Source organism: Clostridium lacusfryxellense, assembly GCF_018861735.1.
In the GTDB taxonomy this organism is placed as follows: domain Bacteria; phylum Bacillota; class Clostridia; order Clostridiales; family Clostridiaceae; genus Clostridium_AD; species Clostridium_AD lacusfryxellense.
In genome coordinates, this window is record NZ_JAHLEB010000041.1 from 1 (window position 1) to 23,813 (window position 23,813).

20 protein-coding genes are annotated in these 23,813 nt (G+C 30.9%); 5 read left to right on the forward strand and 15 right to left on the reverse strand.

The annotated features are described in order from the left end of the window. Positions 1–190 precede the first annotated feature (190 nt). Positions 191–517, reverse strand: a complete 327-nt coding sequence (locus KPL55_RS18500) for a P-II family nitrogen regulator (protein WP_216308229.1) — start codon at positions 515–517, stop codon at positions 191–193. A 57-nt stretch (positions 518–574) separates the two neighbouring features. Further along, positions 575–1,396: a nitrogenase iron protein gene (gene nifH, locus KPL55_RS18505; RefSeq protein ID WP_216308230.1), complete on the reverse strand. Its 822-nt coding sequence runs from the start codon at positions 1,394–1,396 to the stop codon at positions 575–577. Between the two features lie 641 nt (positions 1,397–2,037). Between nifH and KPL55_RS18510 the strand changes: the two genes are divergently transcribed. After that, entirely contained in the window at positions 2,038–3,594 is a 1,557-nt protein-coding gene (locus KPL55_RS18510; RefSeq protein ID WP_216308231.1) for a hypothetical protein, read from the forward strand. A 29-nt stretch (positions 3,595–3,623) separates the two neighbouring features. Here the strand turns inward: KPL55_RS18510 and KPL55_RS18515 are convergent, their stop codons facing one another. The 6 genes from KPL55_RS18515 to KPL55_RS18540 all read right to left on the reverse strand — a co-directional run bounded on the left by KPL55_RS18515 (position 3,624) and on the right by KPL55_RS18540 (position 11,135). Continuing rightward, positions 3,624–4,712, reverse strand: coding sequence for a sulfate/molybdate ABC transporter ATP-binding protein (locus KPL55_RS18515; RefSeq protein WP_216308232.1), 1,089 nt, complete (start codon positions 4,710–4,712; stop codon positions 3,624–3,626). A 2-nt stretch (positions 4,713–4,714) separates the two neighbouring features. Next, the gene (gene modB / locus KPL55_RS18520) at positions 4,715–5,398 is read right to left on the reverse strand and encodes a molybdate ABC transporter permease subunit (RefSeq protein ID WP_216308233.1); all 684 of its coding nucleotides are present in this window, start codon (positions 5,396–5,398) and stop codon (positions 4,715–4,717) included. 17 nt (positions 5,399–5,415) lie between these two features. Further along, positions 5,416–6,249 carry a molybdate ABC transporter substrate-binding protein gene (gene modA / locus KPL55_RS18525; RefSeq protein ID WP_246599639.1) on the reverse strand — a complete coding sequence of 278 codons (834 nt, stop codon included), beginning with the start codon at positions 6,247–6,249 and terminating at the stop codon, positions 5,416–5,418. 222 nt (positions 6,250–6,471) lie between these two features. Continuing rightward, on the reverse strand, positions 6,472–7,437 hold the full coding sequence (locus KPL55_RS18530; RefSeq protein ID WP_216308234.1) for a helix-turn-helix transcriptional regulator: 966 nt from the start codon (positions 7,435–7,437) through the stop codon (positions 6,472–6,474). 115 nt (positions 7,438–7,552) lie between these two features. Next, positions 7,553–9,292: a methyl-accepting chemotaxis protein gene (locus tag KPL55_RS18535; RefSeq protein WP_216308235.1), complete on the reverse strand. Its 1,740-nt coding sequence runs from the start codon at positions 9,290–9,292 to the stop codon at positions 7,553–7,555. Between the two features lie 307 nt (positions 9,293–9,599). Further along, complete coding sequence (locus KPL55_RS18540; RefSeq protein WP_246599641.1) at positions 9,600–11,135, reverse strand: PucR family transcriptional regulator; 1,536 nt, start codon at positions 11,133–11,135, stop codon at positions 9,600–9,602. Positions 11,136–11,371: 236 nt separating this feature from the next. Between KPL55_RS18540 and KPL55_RS18545 the strand changes: the two genes are divergently transcribed. Together KPL55_RS18545 and KPL55_RS18550 are read left to right on the forward strand one after the other, a co-directional pair. Next, the gene (locus KPL55_RS18545) at positions 11,372–12,334 is read left to right on the forward strand and encodes a flavodoxin family protein (protein ID WP_216308236.1); all 963 of its coding nucleotides are present in this window, start codon (positions 11,372–11,374) and stop codon (positions 12,332–12,334) included. Between the two features lie 181 nt (positions 12,335–12,515). Further along, entirely contained in the window at positions 12,516–13,793 is a 1,278-nt protein-coding gene (locus KPL55_RS18550) for an FAD-dependent oxidoreductase (RefSeq protein ID WP_216308237.1), read from the forward strand. A 78-nt stretch (positions 13,794–13,871) separates the two neighbouring features. Here KPL55_RS18550 and KPL55_RS18555 read toward each other — a convergent pair whose 3' ends face one another. From KPL55_RS18555 to KPL55_RS18565, 3 genes are all read right to left on the reverse strand, one after another. After that, complete coding sequence (locus tag KPL55_RS18555) at positions 13,872–15,335, reverse strand: sensor histidine kinase (protein WP_246599643.1); 1,464 nt, start codon at positions 15,333–15,335, stop codon at positions 13,872–13,874. A 289-nt stretch (positions 15,336–15,624) separates the two neighbouring features. Next, positions 15,625–16,542 (reverse strand): S66 peptidase family protein, encoded by a 918-nt coding sequence (locus KPL55_RS18560; RefSeq protein WP_216308238.1) that lies wholly within the window; start codon positions 16,540–16,542, stop codon positions 15,625–15,627. Between the two features lie 70 nt (positions 16,543–16,612). Beyond that, positions 16,613–16,894, reverse strand: a complete 282-nt coding sequence (locus tag KPL55_RS18565) for a SoxR reducing system RseC family protein (protein WP_216308239.1) — start codon at positions 16,892–16,894, stop codon at positions 16,613–16,615. A gap of 197 nt (positions 16,895–17,091) precedes the next feature. Here KPL55_RS18565 and KPL55_RS18570 point away from each other — a divergent pair, with 197 nt between their 5' ends. Continuing rightward, complete coding sequence (locus KPL55_RS18570) at positions 17,092–17,646, forward strand: flavodoxin family protein (protein WP_216308240.1); 555 nt, start codon at positions 17,092–17,094, stop codon at positions 17,644–17,646. A gap of 44 nt (positions 17,647–17,690) precedes the next feature. Here the strand turns inward: KPL55_RS18570 and ilvD are convergent, their stop codons facing one another. Next, positions 17,691–19,361, reverse strand: a complete 1,671-nt coding sequence (gene ilvD, locus KPL55_RS18575; protein ID WP_216308241.1) for a dihydroxy-acid dehydratase — start codon at positions 19,359–19,361, stop codon at positions 17,691–17,693. Positions 19,362–19,497: 136 nt separating this feature from the next. Then, a complete protein-coding gene (locus KPL55_RS18580) occupies positions 19,498–20,184 on the reverse strand; it encodes a FadR/GntR family transcriptional regulator (RefSeq protein WP_216308242.1) in 687 nt (228 codons plus the stop codon). 178 nt (positions 20,185–20,362) lie between these two features. Between KPL55_RS18580 and KPL55_RS18585 the strand changes: the two genes are divergently transcribed. Beyond that, positions 20,363–20,749 carry a thioesterase family protein gene (locus KPL55_RS18585; protein ID WP_216308243.1) on the forward strand — a complete coding sequence of 129 codons (387 nt, stop codon included), beginning with the start codon at positions 20,363–20,365 and terminating at the stop codon, positions 20,747–20,749. A 112-nt stretch (positions 20,750–20,861) separates the two neighbouring features. Here KPL55_RS18585 and KPL55_RS18590 read toward each other — a convergent pair whose 3' ends face one another. Together KPL55_RS18590 and KPL55_RS18595 are read right to left on the reverse strand one after the other, a co-directional pair. Then, positions 20,862–21,962: a DNA alkylation repair protein gene (locus KPL55_RS18590; RefSeq protein ID WP_216308244.1), complete on the reverse strand. Its 1,101-nt coding sequence runs from the start codon at positions 21,960–21,962 to the stop codon at positions 20,862–20,864. Between the two features lie 126 nt (positions 21,963–22,088). Continuing rightward, a complete protein-coding gene (locus tag KPL55_RS18595) occupies positions 22,089–23,804 on the reverse strand; it encodes a YhjD/YihY/BrkB family envelope integrity protein (protein WP_216308245.1) in 1,716 nt (571 codons plus the stop codon). Positions 23,805–23,813: the final 9 nt, after the last annotated feature.

The window sequence follows — 23,813 nt, forward strand, 5'->3', positions numbered from 1 at the left end:
GATACTCCTACTAATATTTTCTGTAGCTAAATCATTTTCCAGTTTCCAATTTAGAACTTATATCCTAATTTTACCAATAGGTGTTTTTTTCATAGGTTAGTTAACACTATCTTAAGAAGAGCTTCTTTCGTTTTATTAACCATATCCATTCGAATAATAGCTGTTATTTCCTTCATAATATTGCCCCTCCTTATAATCCAGAATTTCCAGAACTTATGGTATAAACTTCATCTACAACACTAACAAAAATCTTTCCATCACCAAAAGCACCCTTTACTCCAGTTTTTGAACTTCTTACTATAATTTTTACAACATCATCTTTATCTTCATCATTAACTACTAGCATTAGCATTTCCTTTGGAAGTTCATCGTAATGCACCTCTCCAACCTTAACTCCTCTTTGCTTACCACGTCCTACTACATCTAACTTTGTAACTGCCGGAAAACCTGCATCACATAACTCTGAGAGAACTATACCTACTTTTTCTGGTCTAATTATCGCCTTAATCATTAACATTGCTTGACTCCCCCTATCTATTTGATATATTAAGTATGGATATTTGTGAGTTGACTTTTAGATATCCATTAATCCATGTTCCATTAATATTTCTTCTAGTCTGTCTTGTTCCATTGGTGTTGGAATCACAAACATTTTATTTTGATCAATTGCCTGAGCAAGATTTCTGTATTCTTGAGCCTGTCCTGCTTCTGGATCAAATTCTATTACAGTTTGTTTGTGTATTTCAGCTCTTTGAACCATGTTGTCTCTTGGTACAAAATATATTAACTGACTTCCAAGTTCTGCTGCGAATGCTTTTAAAAGATCTATTTCCTTATCAACATTTCTACTGTTACAGATAATACCACCAAGTCTTATTCCAGAACTATTTGCATATTTAAGTACACCCTTTGCAATATTGTTTGCTGCATATAATGCCATCATTTCACCACTTGCAACTATATATATTTCTTGAGCTTTTCCTTCACGCATTGGCATTGCAAATCCACCACAAACAACATCACCTAAAACATCATAAAATACATAATCTAAATCATCTGTATATGCTCCTAAACTTTCTAGCATATTAATTGAAGTAATAATTCCACGCCCTGCGCAACCAACACCTGGTTCAGGACCACCTGATTCAACACATCTTATATTTCTGTAACCAGGCTTTAATATTGATTCAAGATCAACATCATCACCCTCTTCTCTTAATGTATCAAGAACACTTTTCTGTGCAAGACCACCTAAAAGAAGTCTAGTTGAATCAGCTTTTGGATCACATCCAACCACCATGATTTGTTTTCCCATTTCAGCAAGACCTGCTGTAAGGTTTTGAGTTGTGGTTGATTTTCCAATACCACCTTTTCCGTATATAGCTACTTGTCTCATTTTAAAGCCCTCCTCATATTTATATATAAATCTTTACCATCTTTAATTGTGGTAAAGTATTTAGCAAATTAGTGTAAAATGATTTTTAATAATTAATTAATTCATTTATATTAAAATTGATATTTTATAATACTATTCATCATTTAAATAAAAAATGACTATTTATAATTATATTTATTCATTTTTAGTATAAAATTTAAATTAAAACTACCTTAAATCAATAAATTTATTTTAAATTGTATTAAAATTGAATGTTGTTTAAAATTATTTAGTCATAATTTGTTTTTTTGTAATTGATTATTTTTATTAATATTACTGTTTTTTAGTTATATAGTCAAGTGTTTTTGCAATATTTGTTTTGTTTTTATTGCATTTTTATTGCTTTTACCTTTGAAATCGATGTCATTTTTATGCGTTTTTTTTGAAACCGATGTCATACTTTTCCATCAATAAATGATTTTTTTTCGTCATGTTAATTCACTTATTTTAATATTTAGACTATCTATAAAATTTCATTATTGATTTGTATTATCATCAGCATTATAATATATCTATACACAAACTCATTCCCTTTAACTATCCACTGTATAATAAAAAAAAGATAAATAAAGTTTAAAAACTACATAAGGAGACACCCTAAAATGGAACTAGTTAATGGTAACTTAGATAATTCAAACTTTAATATAGCAACTTTCTCAAAACTGATATGTGAAACATGGAATGTATCTCCAAATATCCTTGAAAACTATATATTAGCAAATGTAAGTATTGCAATGGTTAGAAATTCCCAAATGAAAAAAGATATTAATAAATTATACCTTCTAGATAACCTCAAGTATTATAATGCGGTTAAAATTTCTTTATGTACTAATCATATTATTATGAGTGAGGGTACGCTCAATCAAGAAATTGAGGGAAGAAAGGCACTAGGTATTCTTTTGATCGCTGAGAAGGATTATAATTTAAGAAACATTATAATTAAGCTCCTGCGAAAGTACTATCCTATAGTTTTTAATGCAGTTAAAAAACACGATAAAAGGGATTTAACTAAAAGATATCTTCAAATGGATGAAGTCACTAGAATAACTGAGGCAAGATTAGATGCTGCTGTGTATTTTTATTTTGGTATATACCGAAGTGAAGAAAGAGTTGATCAAGGTTTTTTCAAGTCAATTATAGATGATATAAAAATGTTCGAATTCTATAATCCTATTACAAGAAATATAGATGAAGAATTGTTAATACATAAATCTGAAATTCAAGAAATTAAAATTATGCTAAGGAGAGAGTATGGTAAATTTAATAGCTATAAAGATATTTTAAACTGTAGTATTGATTCAATCCAAGAAGCAGGTAGTATTTTAGAAAATATGTTCATTATTAATAAACTTGACATAAATCATCTTTTTTCAGATTCAAATTTTTTAAATATTGATGATATACTCTTATCCTATATAAAAATGGGATATAATGCGATAGAACCTGAAATAGTACTTCAAACCCTTGTAAATGGTATTTTTATAAAGTCTCTCCTTAACGATTATAAACAGTCTAGGGACTTATATTTTGAAAATAATCAAGAAACATTACTTTTTAAAATTTCTTCTCTTGAGGAAAATTTAAACGATTCTATAAAATTAAACAAAGAAACCTCAGCTAAACTTAATAATTTAAATATAGAAAATGTAGGATTTGAAGAAACATTAAACAACAAAATAAATAAAATAAACAAATCGCACACTTCACAATTAGTTGAAATGCAAATTAAAATTAACGACCTCGAAAAACAATTATCACAAGAGAAAATATATAGAAATGAATTAAATGGTTTACGTGAATACATATTTAAAGAAAACAGTGATTCCATTCCTATAGTTAAAACAAAGACATTAGATGATTATTTAACAAATAACAAGATTATAATCATAGGTGGAACTAAAGAATGGAGAAGAAGGTTTAGAACTAAATATCCTGAAATTAGATCCTTGCATGGTTTCAATGAGAATTTTGATTCTAGTGTTTTAGCAAGTTATGATTATGTGTTTTTCTACTCAGGTTTTATGAATCATGCTACTTATTATAAGTCTATGAGCTTTATAAGAACTCACCAAATAAAATTTGGTTATATAGGAAAAACAAATATAGACTTGGTCGAAGAAGAACTTATCAATGAATTAGAAAAAAGTATGTTTAAATGATTTTTTCATTAAACATACTTTTTATTTTATTATTTTCCATTAATTTTTATTACTTTATCTGGATTTATTCTTATTTTTAAAGGAAGTGGTATATTTTTAATTAAATCCCACTCTTCCTTTGATATATCCCAAATTATATGGTAATCTTTGTTATTCGCTGTAGGTTCACTAAATTTAAGATATACCATTGTTCTAAATAAGGTCTCACCAGTAGATACAATCCAGCAATTAAATGTATTTACATCAGAACCATCTTCATTAAGCTCTAAATAATGGGCCCTAATTCCGATGTCTGTTATATTGTCTTCTAATTCAGAATTAAAAGTAATTCTACATCCCCAGTCAATAGCCTTAATTACTGTAATTCCTGATATATTATTTCCTATTTTTTTAGCTTTTGAAATATTTTTACAACCTGTTAATTTCATTGCATAAAGTGTTGGTGGGTTATTAAATATATCATTTTTATGGCCCGAAGCATCAATACGACCCTCTGCTATTATTATTATATCATTGCATAGTTGATATGCCTCTTCGATGTTATGAGTAACAAAAATAGAAGTTTTCTTAAAATCTTTAAGATCCTCTTTAAGTTGCAACATCATATTATTTCTAAGGTGCTCATCCAGTGCTGAGAAAGGTTCGTCGAGAAGTATAATTTCCGGATCCACTACAAGAGCTCTTGCAAGTGCAACCCTTTGCTGCTGTCCACCTGATAATTGATATGGGTATCTTTTTTCCATACCCCTAAGCTGCAAATCCATAATCTTCTTATTAATTATCTTACTTCTTTCAATTTTAGGAATGCTTTTATCCAGTCCAAAACCAATATTTTGTTCTACTGTCATATTAGGAAATAGTGCATAATTTTGAAAAAGGAACCCTACTTTCCTCTCTCTAATAGGAATATTGATATTATTTTCAGAATCAAATAATACTCGTCCATTTAATACTATTTTGCCCGAATCAGGCGTTTCAATTCCTGCTATGCATCTGAGAGTCATGCTTTTCCCAGATCCAGAAGCCCCTAAGAATCCTAAAGTATAATTATCAGCCTTAAACTCAACTTTAAGTTTAAACCCTGGTAGGTTTTTTGTAATATTAACTTCTAAACTCATAATTATTTCCTCCTTGCAGAGGTCACTAAAAACATTTGCTTCTCAGCCCATTTATCGCTAGCTACCATAACTGTTAAAGATATTATAAATATTAATATAACCCATTTAATCGCATTATCATTCTCTCCTGCCACAACCGCAAAATAGATTGCAATTGGGATAGTTTGCGTTTTACCAGGAATGCTCCCAGCAATCATTATTGTTGCGCCAAACTCTCCAAGAGCCCTTGCAAATGATAGCACCGTTCCTGCAGCAATTCCTGGCCAAGCCATTGGCACCGCAACTTTCCAAAATATTCTCCACTCACTTGCTCCTAGTGTTCTCGCTGCATTAATAACATTAACATCAATTTGCCGAAAAGCACCCACGCAAGTCCTATACATTAGTGGAAAAGAAACCACAGTTGCAGCTATAACCGTTGCGTACCAGGTAAATATCAATGTAACTCCAAAACCACTTAGCCACTTTCCCAGCGGAAAATTCTTGCCAATAATTAGAAGTAATATAAAACCCACAACTGTTGGAGGAAGCACCATCGGTAATGTCAGAATGCCATCTATAATTCCTCTGGCGCGTCCTTTATAGCTAGCCATAAACCAAGCTACTGCAATCCCAATAAAAAATACTATAATAGTAGCTGCAAAAGAGGTTTTTATAGATATCCATAACGGTGAAAGTTCTGACATACAATCCAACTCCTAACTTATTTTACAATAAAACTAAAACCATACTTTACAAATACTGCTTTTGCCTTATCACTAGACAAATATTTTAAAAAGGCTTTAGTATCTTCTATATTTTCACTAGCTTTAATTACAGCGACTGGATAAACCACTGGTTTCTTATATAATTCCGTTCCAGCTTCTGCTAGGACTTTCACTTTTTTAGAAGTCTTAGCATCACTACCATAAACAATCCCCACTTCAACATCTCCTGATTCAACCCACGTTAAAACTTCCTTAACATCTTTGCCATAAACAGCTTTTCCTTTTACTTTATCAAGAATCTTTAATGATGTCAATATTTCCTCAGAGTATTGTCCTACAGGAACAGTTTTTGGCTCTCCCAAAGCAATTTTTTTTATATCATTGCTTTCCAAATCTTCAAAACCCTTAATGTCTAATTTAGAATCAACCTTAGTAATAAGCACTACAGTATTTCCTAAAAGATTAACTTTGGTACCATCTATTAATAATCCTTTATCCGCAAGTGTTGTCATCTGCTTTGTAGCTGCCGAAAAAAATAAATCGACATTAGCACCTTGTTCTATTTGTTGTTGCAATGTTCCTGAAGAACCAAAGTTGTAATTTATAGTGACATTTGGATTATAATCTTTATAAAGTGTTTTAATTTCACCCATAGCTTCTGTTAAGCTTGCAGCAGCTGAAATTGTTAATGTAACTGATTTTTCAGTTGCAGACTTTTCAGTTTCAGAAGTTTTAACCTCCTTACCGCAACCCGCCATTGCAAGTGTCGTTGTTATTAAAAACATACCTAATAAAAAACATGCCTTTTTCTTCATTTTCTTTTCCTTCATTTTTTTCCCTCTTTAATTTTATTTGTTTTCTTGTTCAAAACACAATAAAACTCATCTACTCTTAAATAAATTTCATTAGCTGTTATGTTTTGTTATGTTTTGTTATGTTTTATTGTTTTTTATTGTATCTTAATTTTTTATAAATATCAACTCTTTTTTAACTTAATAGTTCATAATAATAAAAAAAAGCAATCTAAATATTACTTTAGATCACTTCTACTATTATGTTTCTGCAGTTATTTCGCCTAATTTTTTCAAATCATACCCGCCAATACCCTCAAGTTCAAGCTTAAATTCCTGAGATCTAAGAATTTGAAGCACTGCCTGAAACTGAGGTTTATCAATATCTTCTTTTTTAATAACTAACTCATAACTTTCAGTTTGTAATGGAATAAAATCAATTCCCTTAACTTGCTCACTAGCTTTTTCATTTCCAATTGCAATATCAGCTCCACCCCTTGCAACAGTACTGGCAACAGCCAGATGTGAAAAACATTCTCTTTCATATCCATCTATACTATTACCAGTTAAACCATTTTTTTTCAAATGTTCATCTAATAATATTCTTGTACCACTTCCGATTTCACGGTTTATTATAGTAATACCAGTGCGCTTTAAATCTTCCCAGCCTTTTATCCCTTTAGGATTACCTTTTTGAACATAAAACCCTTGTTTTCTGTTCGCAAGATGAACTATAATCGCCGGTATTCCTGGAAGCATTCTTTTTACATAAGGGATATTATATTGACCTGTTTCACCATCCCATAAATGAGCTGTAGCAATCTGTACATTACCGTGGTAAAGAGCATACAAACCATCATAACTTCCAACATATGACCTAAGAGCCTGAAACCCATTTGTGTGTTGTTGTAGATGCCTTGATAATATATCAAGCATAATATCCTGGCCACAAATTACAAATCCATAACTTTTTTGTATTTTTTCTGATTCATATGGACTTAATATTGGCGTATAAGAATTCTTCTGCTCTACATTACCTTGTTTAATATTTTGAAGTTTTTTAGACTTATTCTTATACTCTTCTATATCCTTCATCTCTATTCTTACTTTGTTACCAACTCTGTAAGAATTAATTTCTCCCCTTTTTACCATTTCATAAACTGTATTTTTTGAAATCTTAAGTAACTCTGCAACCTCTAGAGGCGTTAGCGCGAAATCTTTTTCCATTTTTATGACCTCCCTAAATAGGGTATTTTATTATATTTTATACTTACTCTATTGTCAAAGTCAATAATTAAGTATCACTCGCGATCATTCCCCATATAAGTCTATCAAAAAAATACTAGATTTTAAATTTTTGCGTTAACATAGATAGTTTTTCAGCAAGAGCTGAAGTACTTTGAGCTTGCCTTGATACCTCTTCAATAGCTCGCCCAGTCTCAGAAATACTTGATAGTATTTCTTCTGAACTTGCGGCTGCCTGCTCCGTTGTTGCAGACACTGTTATCATTGAAGTATTTACCTGCGAAACACTACTAGCTATAACATTTGCTGATGTCGATATTTCTTTTGACATATTACTTAAGAACTCAGCATCTTCTTGATATTGACTTCCTGCAGCCTTTATCATTTCATAATCAGGTTTTACTTGAGTATCTATAAATCCTAATATGTCATTAGTGTTATCCACTAAGTTTTTAATAGCATTATTGGCATCGCCCACTATTCTTCTAATATTTGTTACTGTATCTCCGGATTGCTCCGCTAATTTTCTTACCTCTTCCGCTACTACAGTAAATCCTCTACCTGCCTCACCTGCACGTGCAGCCTCAATAGACGCATTAAGTGCTAATAAATTAGTTTGATCTGCTATTTGACCTATAGATTCAGCCATATTACCAATTTCTTCAACTATTTTTATGTCTTCTATCGCTTTTCTAATTTTAATTTCTTTTTCATCATATAACTTATTCGCATTAGTTGATGATACCTGCGCATTGTTTTTTATATTTAATGCTCTTTCCATTATTTCCTCAGAAGCCTTGTCCCCATTTATTGCTTTGTTATATAACTCTCCAGTAAGATTGCCTATTTGTTCTGCAGTTGCACTTACTTCCTCTGTAGAATCACTTAACTCTGAGTTTCCTTGTGAAATTTCTTTAGTTGCTTCCTCTATATTCATCACAGTTGCAGAAACTTCTTCCATGGTAGCTGTTAATTCTTCACTAGATGCATTCATGTCTTCAGTTCCCGAAATAATCTCTGAAATTACAACCCTCATATTAGAAGTTGCCTCATTTAAAGAAGTTTCCATTTTACCCAATTCATCATTTATAGTAATCGTAATTTGCTGTGATAGATCCCCATTTTTTAGTTTAGCTGCAAACTCCACTACCTTCTTTATTCTTTTAGCAAGCCACACCGCCATTTTTATTCCTATCGAGAAGCTAACTAATAACCCAACTACGATAAGTGATATTGAAATTATAAAGGTATTTTTATAAACAACCTTATTAGAATCAGATTTGGTTTTAGCCGAATCTAAATTTTGATTTATTATTGCTGTTAGACCCTCTTTTAGCGGTAGACGGAGTGTTGAATATTCACCAATATATTCTTTTGTAGCTTCTTCATACTTAGCATCATTTACTAAGAGCACTATTTTATCTATCGACTCTTCATACTTAGGAATAGTTGCCTTTAATTTTTCATAATCTACTTTTTCTTCTGCACTCGCAAATGGTATTTTCTCATATAACGCAAATAACTTATCATTCTCTATTTCTAAATTCGCCATATCATCAACTTTGTCTTTTATACTAGCCATGTCACCATCTTTGGATTGTACATCTTTAAATTTAGCATTAAGTATATGCTCTATGTCTATTTTTTGCTTATAACTATTACCTTGAACCGTGTACATATATTTTAACCTAATTAGACTATTATCATAAATGTATTGACCATTGTTATGGATAATAGATATTCCATTTAATCCACCAATACCTACAATAATTAAAAATACGGAACTTATTATACTAATTGCAATTAACTTTTGTAATATTTTAATATTTTTAAACATATTAATTCCTCCTATTTGTTAATGAATCCATTTTGATTTTTTTCTTGGCGCACTTAATTTATCAGATATTTCATAAATCACAACCACAACCATTATAAATATTTGTAGTTATGATTTATATTTGTACCTGAATAACTATTGTTTTTTTCACCTCATACAACTCCAGTTGTACAAGTTTTATGAATATTATTTTAGGTTATTAATTAAATTTTTGCATAATCCAATAATTTATTATCGTCCAAACTATTATTTTCTTTACATAAGTTTTTAAAAAATATCATTATTAAAGTCTATACTCTCCTAATACTTATCTATGCTTTTTATATTTTAAAATCTTTAATGATAATTCTAGCTTAAACAATATATCGCTATCATTTAAAGATATATTTAACAACCCTTCTATTTTATGATAACGATAAAAGAATGTACTACAATGAATGTTTAACTTCTTAGCAGTGTTATTTGCATTTCTATTATTTTCTAAATAAGTCCTTAATGTTTTTAGTAATTCAGTATTTTTTTTTTTATCTGACTCTAAAAGTTTATTAATTAATGGATGAATCAATAAATCCAATTCGATTCTTTTAGAATTTTTGTCAGTATTTTGGTTTGCAAAAAATAAATAATATTCTAAATAATCTTCGAAATAAAACATATGACCTTTAATGTTCAATTTTTCTGATAATTCCAATGCATACATTGCTTGACTATAAAATTTTGGCGTTTCAGATGGATTTTCAAATATAAAACTAATTCCAGCCATCAAGTTGTTAAGTTTTAAAAAATCAAGAAAATTTTCTTTTGTGTTTTCGGAAATAACTTCATCCTCTTCTTTACTTATCATAAATATAATTTTATCTTCATAATATGCAGAAATACAATTTCCAAATATTTTTTTAACATCATTAATCAATTGGTTTAAAGCAAAATTATGACGATAATTTTGATAAATTTGATAAAAAGGGATTACTATTAGTAATATATTTTTATTTAATTTAAAGTCTATGTTCTGTAGTCTCTTTTCTATATACTCAAGATTTTCAATTCGATTCATCAATAAATCCATTAGATAATATTCTTCTTCAAGTCCTGAACTGTTGATAAACAAGTTATCCCTCTGCATTTGCAGAGAAATAGTTTGTGCTAAAGTGTTTGTTAGTTCCAAATCTTCTTCAATAAAATCTCGATATTCCTTCAAAACACATATATATGATATTGTAATATTATTAATACGAACACCACAAAATATAAGGTTTTGATCAGAAAAGTGAAAGAAGGCTGTACTTGAATTATATATGTTATCTATACATTTATCCTTTTTCATAATATTTATAATATCAATGACTAAATAAGATTCGTCATTATACTTATCTATAGAAGATGTAATTGAACTTGCAAGATCTGAACGACTTATAATATGATAGCTAGTGTCTAAAATGAATATTGGATTATTTAAATATGCTTCACTTATATTTAAAATTTTATTAATATCATCACTATTATAAAGTTCATTATAAATATTGCATTTTTTCTCGTATAATTTATACTCTTTAAACATAAATTTACAAATCACTTTATATATTTCATCAATGCTTTTTCTAGTTTCTAACTGGAGCACCTGAACGTTCTCCTTCGTTGTATCTACAACAACTAAAACATTATCTTCCTTAATTAATAAAGCTTTTTCAATCTGTGTTGTCAGATATAGAGCACTGCGAGAAAGTGGCTTATCATCATCTAAAAATAACACTTCATCAATAATTAAATCATGATTATATTTACCTGAAATTTTATTATTAGTGCCTTTTTCAATAAAATCCATTAATCTTTTTACCGTTATCAAAAAATCTCCTCCTCATTTTATTCAGAAAAATTTCTAATATAACATCATATAATTATATATTTTTCATATTTTTTTCTGATGAATATTCTATTTGTCTATGATAACATTAAATAGATTGATTTAATGATTTAGCAAAATATATATTTTAATATAAAAATGTATATTAAAATAATCATATTATTATTAATTAGCAATAATTGACTAATACATATGCGATCATAAAGGGAGATATTAAGATGAGTTTTAAAGTAATGGGTGTAACATCAGGAAGAAAAGATTCCAATTCTGAAATTTTATTAAAAGAATCACTACTAGCTTGCAAAGATCAAGGTGCAGAAATCACCATGATTAATCTAAGAGACTACAACATTCTTGACTGTACAGGCTGTACAGCATGTACACATGGTATGACGAGTGGTAAATATGTTGGTTGTACATTAGATAAAAAAGATGATAAAAAAGCAATTATGGAAGTTATGCTAGCTCAAGATGCTGTTATTTTTGCAGTACCCACCTATGATTTAATGGCAAATGCAACATTTTTAAAATTTATGCATAGAAACTTAAGTTATGAATCTGCATTTTTAGAATCTATTGGTGCAATTGAGCATAAGGATAGGGTAGGAGCTCTAATTGCTGTTGGTGGTTCAACTCGTTCATGGCAGTCAATGGCATTAGAATCTATTCAGGCAACTGCTTTTACAAATGATTTTAAAATTATTGATATGTATTTAGCTACTCGTGTACCAGCACCAAAACAATGTCTACTACATGATGATATGATAGATAGAGCACACATAATTGGGAATAACATTATAAAATCATTAAATACACCAGTAGAAAAAAGAGAATGGTTAGGTGATGAAAATATGGGATGGTGTCCAAATTGCCATTCTAACGCTCTAATCTTAGGAGAAGTTCAATGGGATGGATTACAATTCCCAATTGAATGTCAAGTTTGTGGTGCTGGTGGAAACCTAGAAAAAACATCAGAGGGTAAATGGAAATTTGTTATAGCCGAGGATGGATTATGCCGTGATCGTACTACTGTGGAAGGTAGAACTCACCATGTTAGAGAAATTAGTCATACACAAGGTGGTTTTTATACAAAGGAAAATTTATCAACTGTTAAAGAGAAATTTGTTAAATATAAAGCTTTAAAATTCCCTACAATTGAAATTGACAGAAGTAATAATTAAATATATTTAATTATAAATTAATAAAACATACTTCCAACTTATTTGTTGGAAGTATGTTTTATTAGCGTAAATATAAATTCTAAATCAAAAATACAAGTAATAATACTACGACTTTTGCAATAGAATTAAAAGGAGTCAAAAATAAAGTAATTGATGTTTTAAAGATAGAGGGGGTAATATTTTGAAAGTTATAGTAATTGGTGGTGGATGGGCTGGTTGCACTGCGGCAATTACAGCAAAAAAAGCTGGTGCAGAGGTAATATTATATGAAAAAACAGACATGCTTTTAGGTCTTGGTAATGTAGGCGGTATAATGAGAAATAACGGGAGATATACTGCAGCAGAAGAACTTATAGCATTGGGTGCAGGGGATTTTATACACATTACTGATGAAAATACCAAACATAAAAATATTGATTTCCCGGGGCATAAACATGCCTGGCTTTATAATACAAACAAAATTGAGCCAGCAGTTGCAGAACATTTAAAAGCAATGGATATAGACGTAAATATGATAACTAGAGTAGTTGATATTAAAAAAGAAGGAAATAAAATAAAAGGAATATATTTATCTGATAAGAGTTATGTTGAAGGTGATGTATTTATAGAAACTACAGGTTCAACAGGGCCTATGAATAATTGTGTAAAGTATGGAAACGGCTGTGCAATGTGTGTTCTAAGGTGTCCTTCTTTTGGTGGACGGGTAAGTATAAGCAATAAAGCTGGTATTGAAGACTTAAAAGGAGAACGTGATGACGGCGTATATGGGGCTTTTAGTGGTTCTTGTAAATTGGCCAAAGGTTCTTTAGATGAAGGTATTACAAAACAACTGGATGAAACCGGTGTTGTTATAGTAAAAGTTCCAGATGAAGATGTTAATTTAGATAAACTTAAACAAAAGGTGTGCCAGCAGTATGCTCTAAAAGAATTTGCCGAAAATGTAATTCTGATAGACACAGGTGACGTTAAGCTTATGACTCCATTTTATCCATTAGAAAAACTAAGGAAAATTAAGGGGTTTAAAAACGCAAAATATGTAGACCCATATTCTGGAGGTATAGGTAACTCAATAAGATACCTGTCTATAGCTCCAAGAACTGATAGTATGAAGGTTGTAGATTTAGACAATTTGTTCTGCGCTGGCGAAAAGTCCGGTCTATTTATTGGTCATACTGAAGCTATGGTAACCGGTGCCTTGGCAGGATATAATGCTGTTAAAAGCTACCTTGGAGACCCTCTACTAATATTACCAAGGTCCCTTGCCGCTGGTGATATAATAGCAACTGCAAATGAAACAATGAAATCTAGTGAAGGAAGAAGAATACGATTCACCTTTGCGGGAGCATCATATTTTAAAAGAATGCAGGATCTTGGTCTTTACACTTTGAATATAAAAGAGATAAAGGATAAAGTAGAAAATTTAAATTTAACTAATGTTTTCAATGAAAAACTTATATAAATGATTAAATAAAAAGGTCGACATCAAAGTCTGGCCTTTTTCATATTAATTTTTGTAATTTAACATTCATAATGAATATTATCTATAAATATCTGAAAGTTCCAGTTGTACATGTTCATTTTTATTTTTAAAAATATTATTAACTAACGCTTTCTCATCCATTACTAGTTTGGATGGAATAGTGAATGTGAATTTGCTCCCAATACCGACTTCACTTTCAACAAATATCTCTCCCCCATGTAGTTCAATAATAGACTTAGTTAAATTTAGGCCAATTCCTGTTCCTTCAGCACTTCTCGATAATGATTTATTTACTTGTTTAAACCTATCGAAAATTACATCAATGTAACTTTCTTCAATACCTATTCCATTATCTTTAACTGATATTTCCACAAATTCTTTTTTTTCATGAATATTAATAAATATTTCTTTGCCTTTTTCTGAAAACTTAATTGCATTAGAAATAAGGTTTAATAATACCCTTTCGATATTTTCAGGATCACATGCAATCATTTTTTCTTCTATCTCAGTATCAAAAATGATATTTAATCCTTTACTTTTAGTAAAATCAGATACAGACATAACTATGCCTTCAACAACTAACACTATATTATTATTTGATAAGTTAAGTTCAAAAACCCCTGCTTTAATTTTTGATGAATCAACAATGTTATTTACAAGTTTCGATAACCTATATGAATTTAGTTTCATTGATTCAATATATTCAATTATCATTTCACGCTTTTCATCTAACGACCCATTATAACAGTATAATTGAAATAACTGAACAGCTGAAAAAATCACATTTAAAGGTGTTTTTAGTTCATGTGATATATTTGCAATAAACTCTTCTTGTGTAAGCAGTAATTTTTCCAATTCTCTGTTAACTTGATCTTTTTTTCTAACCTCATCATGTCTGTCATTCCAAATAAACCTAATAAATATAAAGTTAACAAAAATAAGTATAACACCTAAAAAAATTAACACATGCTGATGAATTAATTGAGTATTTTCAACTTTTTCTCGTGAACTGTTTACATCTAACTCAATTTTATTGAGTAGCACCTTATTAATTATCCTAAATTTATCAACCAATATTTTACCTTGATTTAAATTCATTTTTGCCTCATATATATTACTATTATCAACTAAAGCTATTTGTTGATCAAAAAAATTTTGAATTGTTATCATCTGCTGGCTGAGTTGATTAGTAGTCTCGACATTTAATCCTGTATCTTTTAACTCTTTCAATGAATCGTAATAACCTTGCATCCTATTTTCCTCTAAATAATAAGGTTCTAAAAAAGTTTTATCCTGTGAAATTATGTAAGCCCTAATACCTGTTTCCTGATTAATTAGTGACGTTAAAATCTCCATTGAAAATATTCTTGCTGGAAGTATTGTTGTGATAATAAAATCCGAATCTCTGCGTACTTTATTTATACTACAAATACTAAATACCATTATAACTAGCGATAAAAGTCTAATTGATATATATCCCAACATCATGACTTGTCTACTATTATTTCCACATTTTCTCATAATAACTATCCTCACTTCACAAAAAAATTCTACCACAATAAAAATAATAGTTGCAGCAAATACATAGTAATGGTTTTCACTAAAAAAAAATGTATTCTATACAATAATTGTAAGTCATGGTTTCTTGTAACATTTTACCACATTGTGTTACATTTTACAATATTCTTATTATGCCAAATAGCGACATTAAACTATTAATATAAATCTATTATAATTTATAAATATTGTATATTAGATGCATAAGAACTTAGTAAAAGACCTGTAAATTTAATATTTACAAGTCTTTTACTTATTCTACTACTGATTCCAATACATTTATAGTTCCGCAATCTGCATTCATATTTACCCTTGCCCCAATTGGCAACGTGAGTTTCGGGTAATCGTGTCCTGAGCAAAACCCTGAAAATATAGGGATATCCAAATTATATAATCTATCATTTAGAACTTCTTCTAGGGTGAGACTTCTTTCATAATGGGGTAAATCACAATCTTTAAATTGCCCTAAAATAATACCCGCACATTGTTGAAGTTTATTAGATAATAAAAGTTGAGTTAGCATTCTATCAACCCTATAAGGTGCCTCACCAACCTCTTCAATAAAGAGTATTTTATCTCTCATATTAGTTTCGTAGGCAGTTCCAAGTGAATTACACATCAAACTAAGATTACCACCTATAAGGTTGCCCTCTGCCGTGCCACTATTTATGCATTTAGTTAGATATCCTAATGGATTTTTAATAGTATGTGGTTTATCTCCATGCATAAGTGTAAACATAAAACTTTTTAATGTCTGAGTATCTTCTAGATTTGAAGTCCCCATAGGGCTATGAAATGTAGTAAGCCCGCATTTTTCATAAAAACTATTTAGAAAAACTGTTATATCACTAAATCCTGCAAATATCTTTGGGTGTTTTTTAATTACATCAAAATCAATATAGGGAAGTATTCTGCTTGAACCATATCCACCTCTTACGCAGAGTATCATATCAACTTTGTTATTTTCAAACATGTCCATAACATCGGTTGCTCTGTCTTTATCCGAGCCTGCAAGGTATCCCCACTTATCATATAAGTGTTTTCCCTCTAATACATTAAACCCTTGATTTTGTAAAAATAAAATTGCATTTTTTATTGCTAATGCATTTTCTGGGCTAGCGGGAGAAATAAGCCCAATAGTGTTCCCTAAGCATAATCTTTTTCCCAACATTATTAACACTTCCTTGAATTAATTTGAAAAATATATATCTATCTATAATATTCATTATTTTAATTAAGACCTACAAATCTTCCCAATGAAGCCTCTCTTCTTTAACATCTATCACAGCATGTTTATCAAATAATTTGATTAATACAATAGCTAATCCAAATGCTATTATTCCTCCAATAATTCGAGAAATCTGAATAGGGGCTCCGATTAATTTCCCTGAATATTGTCCTAAAAACACTCCTATAAACACAGCCGCTATTGGGAAAACAAATAATACAAAAGATGCCACTAACATATTGGTCTTTTTCTGTGGTGTTTTTTCTTCACTATTTTCTGATTGATTTGTTTGCATACAGATCTCCTTCCAAATAAAAGTTAACTATAATCCATTTCAATTATATATGGAACACATAAAAAAAACAACAATATAAATTTGATTCATATGGGGCTTAATTTGCTACTAATAGTATAATGTATTAAAATAAAAATGTAAAAGAAGTATAAAACAAAGATATTTTTCACTATCAATCTAATTATGGAGGGGTCAAAATGAAAATAATGATAATTACTTCAAGTCCTAACACTGATGGTTTAACTGCTGCTTGTGGAAAAGAGGCAAAGTTAGGCGTAGAAATGGGTTCTGCTAACGCATCAATAACTAGTCTTAACTCATTAAATATTCCAGCCTGTAATGCTTGTGGAAATGCATGGGGTACATGTGCAACTAAACATGATTGCCAAGTTCAAGATGATTTTCAAAAACTACATGGAGAAATATCCAAAGCTGATGCTTACATAATTATCACACCTGTTTACTGGGGTGAAATGAGTGAATCCTTAAAATCATTTATTGATAGACTCAGAAGATGTGAGGCAACTAAAGGGATTGAAAATAACTTAGTAGGCAAACCTTTTATATGTGTTGCAGCTCCTGGAGGAACTGGTAATGGATGCATTTCTACTCTTGCCTCATTTGAAAGATTTGTAGACCATGTTAAAGGTGTAAAATATGATTTTATAGGAGTAACCCAAAGAAACAAAGAGTACAAGCTAACTACCATAAGAAATGCTGCAAAATGTATGGCACTAAGCTTAAATGTATAGAATTAAAAATAACCCTCATCTTAATTTTAAGATGAGGGTTATTTTTAAAATTTAGGTATTTCTAAAATAGCACCCTTGTTGCCTGATGAAACTAATGCAGCATATCTAGCAAGGTAACCTGTAGTAATACTCGGTTGTCTTGGTTTCCAATTTGCTTTTCTTATTTTAAGTTCTTCATCACTAACATTAAAATTAATAGAATTTGCATTAATATCTATTGATATAATATCTCCTTCTTGAATTAATGCAATATTTCCACCAACTGCTGCTTCTGGAGAAACATGACCAATTGCAGCACCACGGGTTGCGCCACTAAAACGTCCATCCGTTATAAGAGCAACACTATTGCCTAAACCTCTTCCCATAATTGCAGATGTTGGATTAAGCATTTCTCTCATTCCAGGTCCACCCTTTGGCCCTTCATAGCGAATAACAATTACATCTCCCGGTATAATTTTATCTGAATTTATAGCACCTAGCGCATCTTCTTCGCAATCAAATACTCTTGCTGGTCCTTCATGTTTTAGCATTTCTTGTGAAACTGCAGAACGTTTTACAACACATGAATCTGGAGCAAGGTTACCCTTAAGAACAGCAATACCACCTGTAGTGCTATAAGGATTAGTTATTGTTCTAATAACCTCTGTATTTTTGATTTCGCATCCTTTAATATTTTCTGCAACAGTTTGGCCTGTGCATGTAATCAAATCCGTATTTAATAAATTTAATTTATTTATCTCGTTCATAACAGCGTAAACGCCGCCTGCCTCATTTAAATCTTCAACATAGGTATGTCCTGCAGGTGCAAGGTGACAAAGATTTGGCGTTTTATCACTAATAGCATTTGCCATATCCACATTTAGATCAATTCCAACCTCATGTGCAATTGCTGGCAAATGAAGCATACTATTTGTACTACATCCAAGTGCCATATCCATAGTTAAAGCGTTTATAAATGCACCTTCCGTCATAATGTCTCTTGGCCTTATATCCTTTTCAATTAACTCCATAATTTTCATGCCAGCATGTTTTGCAAGTCTTATTCGCTCAGAGTAAACTGCTGGGATGGTCCCATTACCACCAAGTCCCATTCCAAGAACTTCCGTTAAACAATTCATACTATTTGCTGTATACATACCTGAGCAAGAGCCACAGGTAGGGCAACATTTATTCTCAAATTCTTCTAACTTATCCTCAGTAATTTTACCAACATTAAACTCACCAACTGCCTCAGCTATGCTTGAAAAGCTTGTTTTACATCCATCAATCTTTCCAGCAAGCATTGGTCCACCACTTACAAAAATAGTTGGTACATTAACTCTTGCTGCTGCCATCAATAGTCCTGGTACATTTTTATCACAGTTAGGAACCATTACTAATGCATCAAAAGCATGTGCCATTGCCATTGCTTCTGTGGAATCTGCTATTAAATCTCTTGTAGCAAGTGAATACTTCATCCCTTGGTGTCCCATAGCAATTCCATCACATACGGCAATTGCAGGAAAAACGATTGGAGTACCTCCAGCCATTGCTACACCAATCTTTACAGCTTCTACAATTTTATCTAAATTCATATGACCTGGTACGATATCATTCTTCGAACTAACAATACCAATTAGAGGTCTTTCAATTTCTTCTTTTGTAAAACCTAAAGCATTAAACAATGCACGTTGAGGTGCTCTGCTTGTCCCTTTTTTTACTACATCACTTCTCATAACATTACCACCTTTATATTTTAATATAGAGTTGTTTGTTTTAATTGTACGTTGTATGATGTCTGTTGTCAATATTATAATATACTATTTAAAAATAAATGCTAACTCTTATCATATAAGAAATTAGCACTTAATTTTATTCATTAGATATTCCAAGCCCTCGCATAGCCCTTAAAATGTGAAGTTTCATTGCTGTTTTTGCACCCTCTGCATCCCTAGCTTCTAAAAATTCCATAATCATATGGTGATCATTTAGCGTATCCTGAATTATAGTTTCATTTTCATAGGATAAAATTACCCCCTTATCAATGGCCTTATATAATATGGGCATTAACTTATTCATGAATTCATTATGGGTCGCTTTTGCAATTGATTTATGAAAAGCTTGCTCAGCCTCAGTACGATCCACTTTTTTCAGAATTTTTTCTTCCTCTAATTTACCGTAGTATAATATTCTCTCCAGTTCCTTATCTGTCGCACGTTTTGCAGCATAATAGGCAGTTTGTGGTTCAAATATTAATCTCATTTCATATAGATCTTTCACATTCATTTTTAATGTAGAAAACTCTTCTAACCCAAACCCACCATTAAGTTTTTCATGATTTGCTACAAATGTTCCTTTGCCTCTCCTAATTTCAAGTATATTATGAGCAGTTAGAATACGTATTCCTTCCCTAAGAGTAGTTCTACTTACTTTTAACTGCCTAGATAGCTCGTTTTCATTTGGTAGTTTGTCTCCAATATCAAATCTTTTATCTATATTAATCATCGCAAGGATATCATCAGCAACACTTTGAGATAAACTCTTTTCTTTCCTTATCATAAGTTAACCCCCTTTTACTATTCTTATATCATATAATAAAATTTGTTTTTTTTCAAGGGAGATGTCTGATGTCTAAATCATCATTGTTAAATTACTTAATTAATTCCAATAACGGTGTTAGTATAGTATAATAATTATTAGAAGTTTAAAAAATAATATACAGACTGGAGTGATTTAATTGGAATTTAATTTTGATAAAGACTTAAAATTCTCTATGGAGATAACTGTAAAAAATGAGGATACAGCAAATTCATACGGATCTGGAGATCTAGATGTTTATGCAACCCCAGGTATGACAGCACTTATGGAGAATGCAGCAAGAAACTGTGTTTTAAAGGGTCTTCCTGATGGCTTTACAACTGTTGGTACGGAAATTAGTGTTAAACATATAAAAGCAACTCCTATTGGTGTTGTAGTTAGAGCCGAAGCATTACTTGAAAAGGTAGAAGGCAAAAAACTATTCTTTAAGATTGAAGCATACGATGATTTGGGTAAAATAGGTCAAGGAACTCATACAAGATACATAGTAAATGCTGAAGACTTTCTCAAAAGAACAGTACGCTAAATAATCATCAATTATAAAATATAATTACATTTTTTATATTTTTAAAGGTTATCTTAAAATAATGATTTTATTTTAAGATAACCCTTTTGTTATTTTAGAAATCATATTATAGTTACAAGTTCAACTTCATTAATGTAGATGCTACTTCACAACCATTAATTAATATTACTATTTTATGTTCTCCTGTATAATGGCGTCTTGTTGTAAGTTCTACCCATCTATGCGTTTTAGTTCCAATGATACACTTTCCACCGGGCACTATTTTATCTGATAATAAAAATAATTTACGAGACGTCTTCCCCCTAGATTTAACAAAATAAATTCCATATTCAATTCTTATATGTATAGGTTCACCTTGGCGTATGCAAAGCTTATACTTAAGATTACAACTCTCACCAATTTTTAGCTCGAGAGGATCTACTGACAGAATCGCACTTGTAGTAATGGGTCTATCTACAGATTCACCATACCCAAATAAACTCATCACCTCAGGATTCGCACTTCGTATTAAAGTCCGGCATCCCTTCCTTAATATCCAATCAGTATAATTATTCAATCCTTTTAGTCGCCTTACTATTTCAACAACCATCAATGGATTATCCTTAGAGATGTCATTCAAGTTATTAGCAACACTTTTGCGTACATAAATGGACTGATCTTCTTTTAATTGCTCTAGAACCAAAAGCACAGGCCCTGGATCATTCTTAAACATAGCTAGTGCATCCCCCCATGGCAGGCGGGGACGACATCCTTCACTTGAAAGCCTTCTTACATGCTCGTTGTCATTTTTTGACCATTCTATCATCTGTTCTATCATCCTTTGAGGATTACGTTTTATAAATGGTCTTACAGCAAATTCTGATGATGACCTTATAGTAAATCTTTCAAGTGCTTTCATTGAAAGCTCCCAATTCTCATCTGATTGACCATAAACTGCCACAAAATTTGGAAAGAATAAATACGGAAATCCAACACATGTCTCATCAATTAAAAACAAAATTTTCAGCGCATTGGCGTAGTCTTGTGGCAAATATGCCGCAAGGCTATTTGTAATTTTTCTCATCCTGTCCATTAGTTTAAGTTCATCCCAAGTATCATCTATCGTAGATCCTATAAATCCTCCAATATCAAAAGGTTTGTAGACAAGACGAACCTTTTGAGCAAACTGATTTAAAAATTCTTTATTATACATATTCTTTAAAGCTTCAGCCATTTTCTTGCCCTCCTTTTGTCTATACTTTATTATAACTATTATTAATTGACAATGATATCTTATTATAATTGCAATGTAAAAAGAAGCATCTAATACATATTACGTATAAGATGCTTCTTTATTGTATTATAATGATTTTTTAATAAATTCGAGCAAATCATCGTTAAGCTTATCTTTATGTGTATAAGCAATTCCATGAGGTGCACCAGGATATACTTTCAAAATCGAACCTTTTATAAGCTTAGATGCTTGTAGTCCCGCTGCAACTATCGGTACAATTTGGTCATCGTCACCATGAACAATAAGTGTAGGAATATCAAACTTCTTAAGGTCCTGTGTGAAATCAGTCTCCGAGAACGCCTTGATACAGTCAAATGTATTCTTTCCACCTGCCTGCATACCCTGAAGCCAAAATGAGTCAATCATTCCCTGTGATACTTTGGAATCTGGTCTGTTTGCGCCAAAGAACGGCCCACTCGCTAGGTCCTTATAAAACTGTGAACGATCCTTTCTTGATCCTTCACGAATTCCATCAAACACATCTATTGATAACCCATTTGGATTAGAAGGTGTTTTTATCATAAGTGGAGTTACAGCTGATATAAGTGCTGTTTTAGCCACCCGTTTTGTACCGTGTCTTCCTATATACCTAGCAACTTCACCACCACCAGCCGAAAATCCAACTAAAACAATATTCTTTAGGTCTAATGTTTCGATAATCTCTGATAAATCATCTGCATATGTATCCATATTATTGCCCTCATATGGCTGACTTGAACGTCCATGACCACGGCGGTCATGTGCAATACATCTATACCCTTTTGCAGAAAGGAACAACATTTGAGCCTCCCAACTATCAGAATTCAGTGGCCAACCATGACTAAATAAAACTGGTTGCCCAGTTCCCCAGTCCTTGTAATAAATCTGCGTACCATCCTTCATAATAATCATACTCATTGTCTTTGCCTCCTTATTTAATTTAGTAGAATCATTTTTTTTAATTTTTCCTATATTTTTAAAAGAGAAATTAATAGAGTTTAATTCTCCACCAATTAGAATTATTAAGGTACTTATATATAGCCAACTTATTAAAGCAATTACCCCACCTAAACTTCCATATACCTTTTCATAATTTGCAAAACTATTTACGTAAAAAGAAAATAGTAAAGAGGTAGTAACCCATCCAACAGTTGTAAAAATAGTACCTACTATAACATTATTAAACTTTAACCTTCTGTTAGGCACATATTGATATATCAAAGAGAATGTAATAAGCATTATTGTAAGTGGGATACAATATCTTAATATTGACCAAATAATATTAAACAAATTCTTAGCCCCCACTAAGCCGAAAACATAAGTTCCTATAATCTTCCCAAATACAATCATAGTAAATGAAAATATTATCATAATCGTTATTCCAATAATCGAACCAATAGCCAGTAAGTTTAGTTTAACAAAGTTCCTATTTTCCTTTATATTGTAAGCCTTATTAAGCCCTCTTGTAATAGCAGATATACCTTTAGACGCCGCCCAAAGACTTCCTAACATACCTATAATTAGCATAGTTTTGCTTTTAGCTTGTAATGTTTGTACTATTATATCCTTAACTAAAATACCTGTTTCATCAGGAAGAAATGTATTAAAGTTTGTTATCAATATTTCACTTGAAAAAGGCGTAAAACTTACTAAATTAATTAAAAAAAGTAAAAAAGGGAAAAATGCTAAAATTAAGTAATATGTTATTTGTGCACTTAGTGAAGGTAAATCATCATTTTTATACCTACATATTAGTTGCTGAGTATACTTAAATAAAATAGAATTGGTTAACTTTTCAATCATAACTTCCTC

Excerpts from the sequence above, each read along its gene's own strand:
- KPL55_RS18500 (WP_216308229.1), bottom strand. The coding sequence starts at position 517 with ATGTTAATGATTAAGGCGATAATTAGACCAGAAAAAGTAGGTATAGTT.
- nifH (WP_216308230.1), bottom strand. The coding sequence starts at position 1,396 with ATGAGACAAGTAGCTATATACGGAAAAGGTGGTATTGGAAAATCAACC.
- KPL55_RS18510 (WP_216308231.1), top strand. The coding sequence starts at position 2,038 with ATGGAACTAGTTAATGGTAACTTAGATAATTCAAACTTTAATATAGCA.
- KPL55_RS18515 (WP_216308232.1), bottom strand. The coding sequence starts at position 4,712 with ATGAGTTTAGAAGTTAATATTACAAAAAACCTACCAGGGTTTAAACTT.
- modB (WP_216308233.1), bottom strand. The coding sequence starts at position 5,398 with ATGTCAGAACTTTCACCGTTATGGATATCTATAAAAACCTCTTTTGCA.
- modA (WP_246599639.1), bottom strand. The coding sequence starts at position 6,249 with ATGAAGGAAAAGAAAATGAAGAAAAAGGCATGTTTTTTATTAGGTATG.
- KPL55_RS18530 (WP_216308234.1), bottom strand. The coding sequence starts at position 7,437 with ATGGAAAAAGATTTCGCGCTAACGCCTCTAGAGGTTGCAGAGTTACTT.
- KPL55_RS18535 (WP_216308235.1), bottom strand. The coding sequence starts at position 9,292 with ATGTTTAAAAATATTAAAATATTACAAAAGTTAATTGCAATTAGTATA.
- KPL55_RS18545 (WP_216308236.1), top strand. The coding sequence starts at position 11,372 with ATGAGTTTTAAAGTAATGGGTGTAACATCAGGAAGAAAAGATTCCAAT.
- KPL55_RS18555 (WP_246599643.1), bottom strand. The coding sequence starts at position 15,335 with ATGAGAAAATGTGGAAATAATAGTAGACAAGTCATGATGTTGGGATAT.
- KPL55_RS18560 (WP_216308238.1), bottom strand. The coding sequence starts at position 16,542 with ATGTTGGGAAAAAGATTATGCTTAGGGAACACTATTGGGCTTATTTCT.
- KPL55_RS18565 (WP_216308239.1), bottom strand. The coding sequence starts at position 16,894 with ATGCAAACAAATCAATCAGAAAATAGTGAAGAAAAAACACCACAGAAA.
- KPL55_RS18570 (WP_216308240.1), top strand. The coding sequence starts at position 17,092 with ATGAAAATAATGATAATTACTTCAAGTCCTAACACTGATGGTTTAACT.
- ilvD (WP_216308241.1), bottom strand. The coding sequence starts at position 19,361 with ATGAGAAGTGATGTAGTAAAAAAAGGGACAAGCAGAGCACCTCAACGT.
- KPL55_RS18580 (WP_216308242.1), bottom strand. The coding sequence starts at position 20,184 with ATGATAAGGAAAGAAAAGAGTTTATCTCAAAGTGTTGCTGATGATATC.
- KPL55_RS18590 (WP_216308244.1), bottom strand. The coding sequence starts at position 21,962 with ATGGCTGAAGCTTTAAAGAATATGTATAATAAAGAATTTTTAAATCAG.
- KPL55_RS18595 (WP_216308245.1), bottom strand. The coding sequence starts at position 23,804 with ATGATTGAAAAGTTAACCAATTCTATTTTATTTAAGTATACTCAGCAA.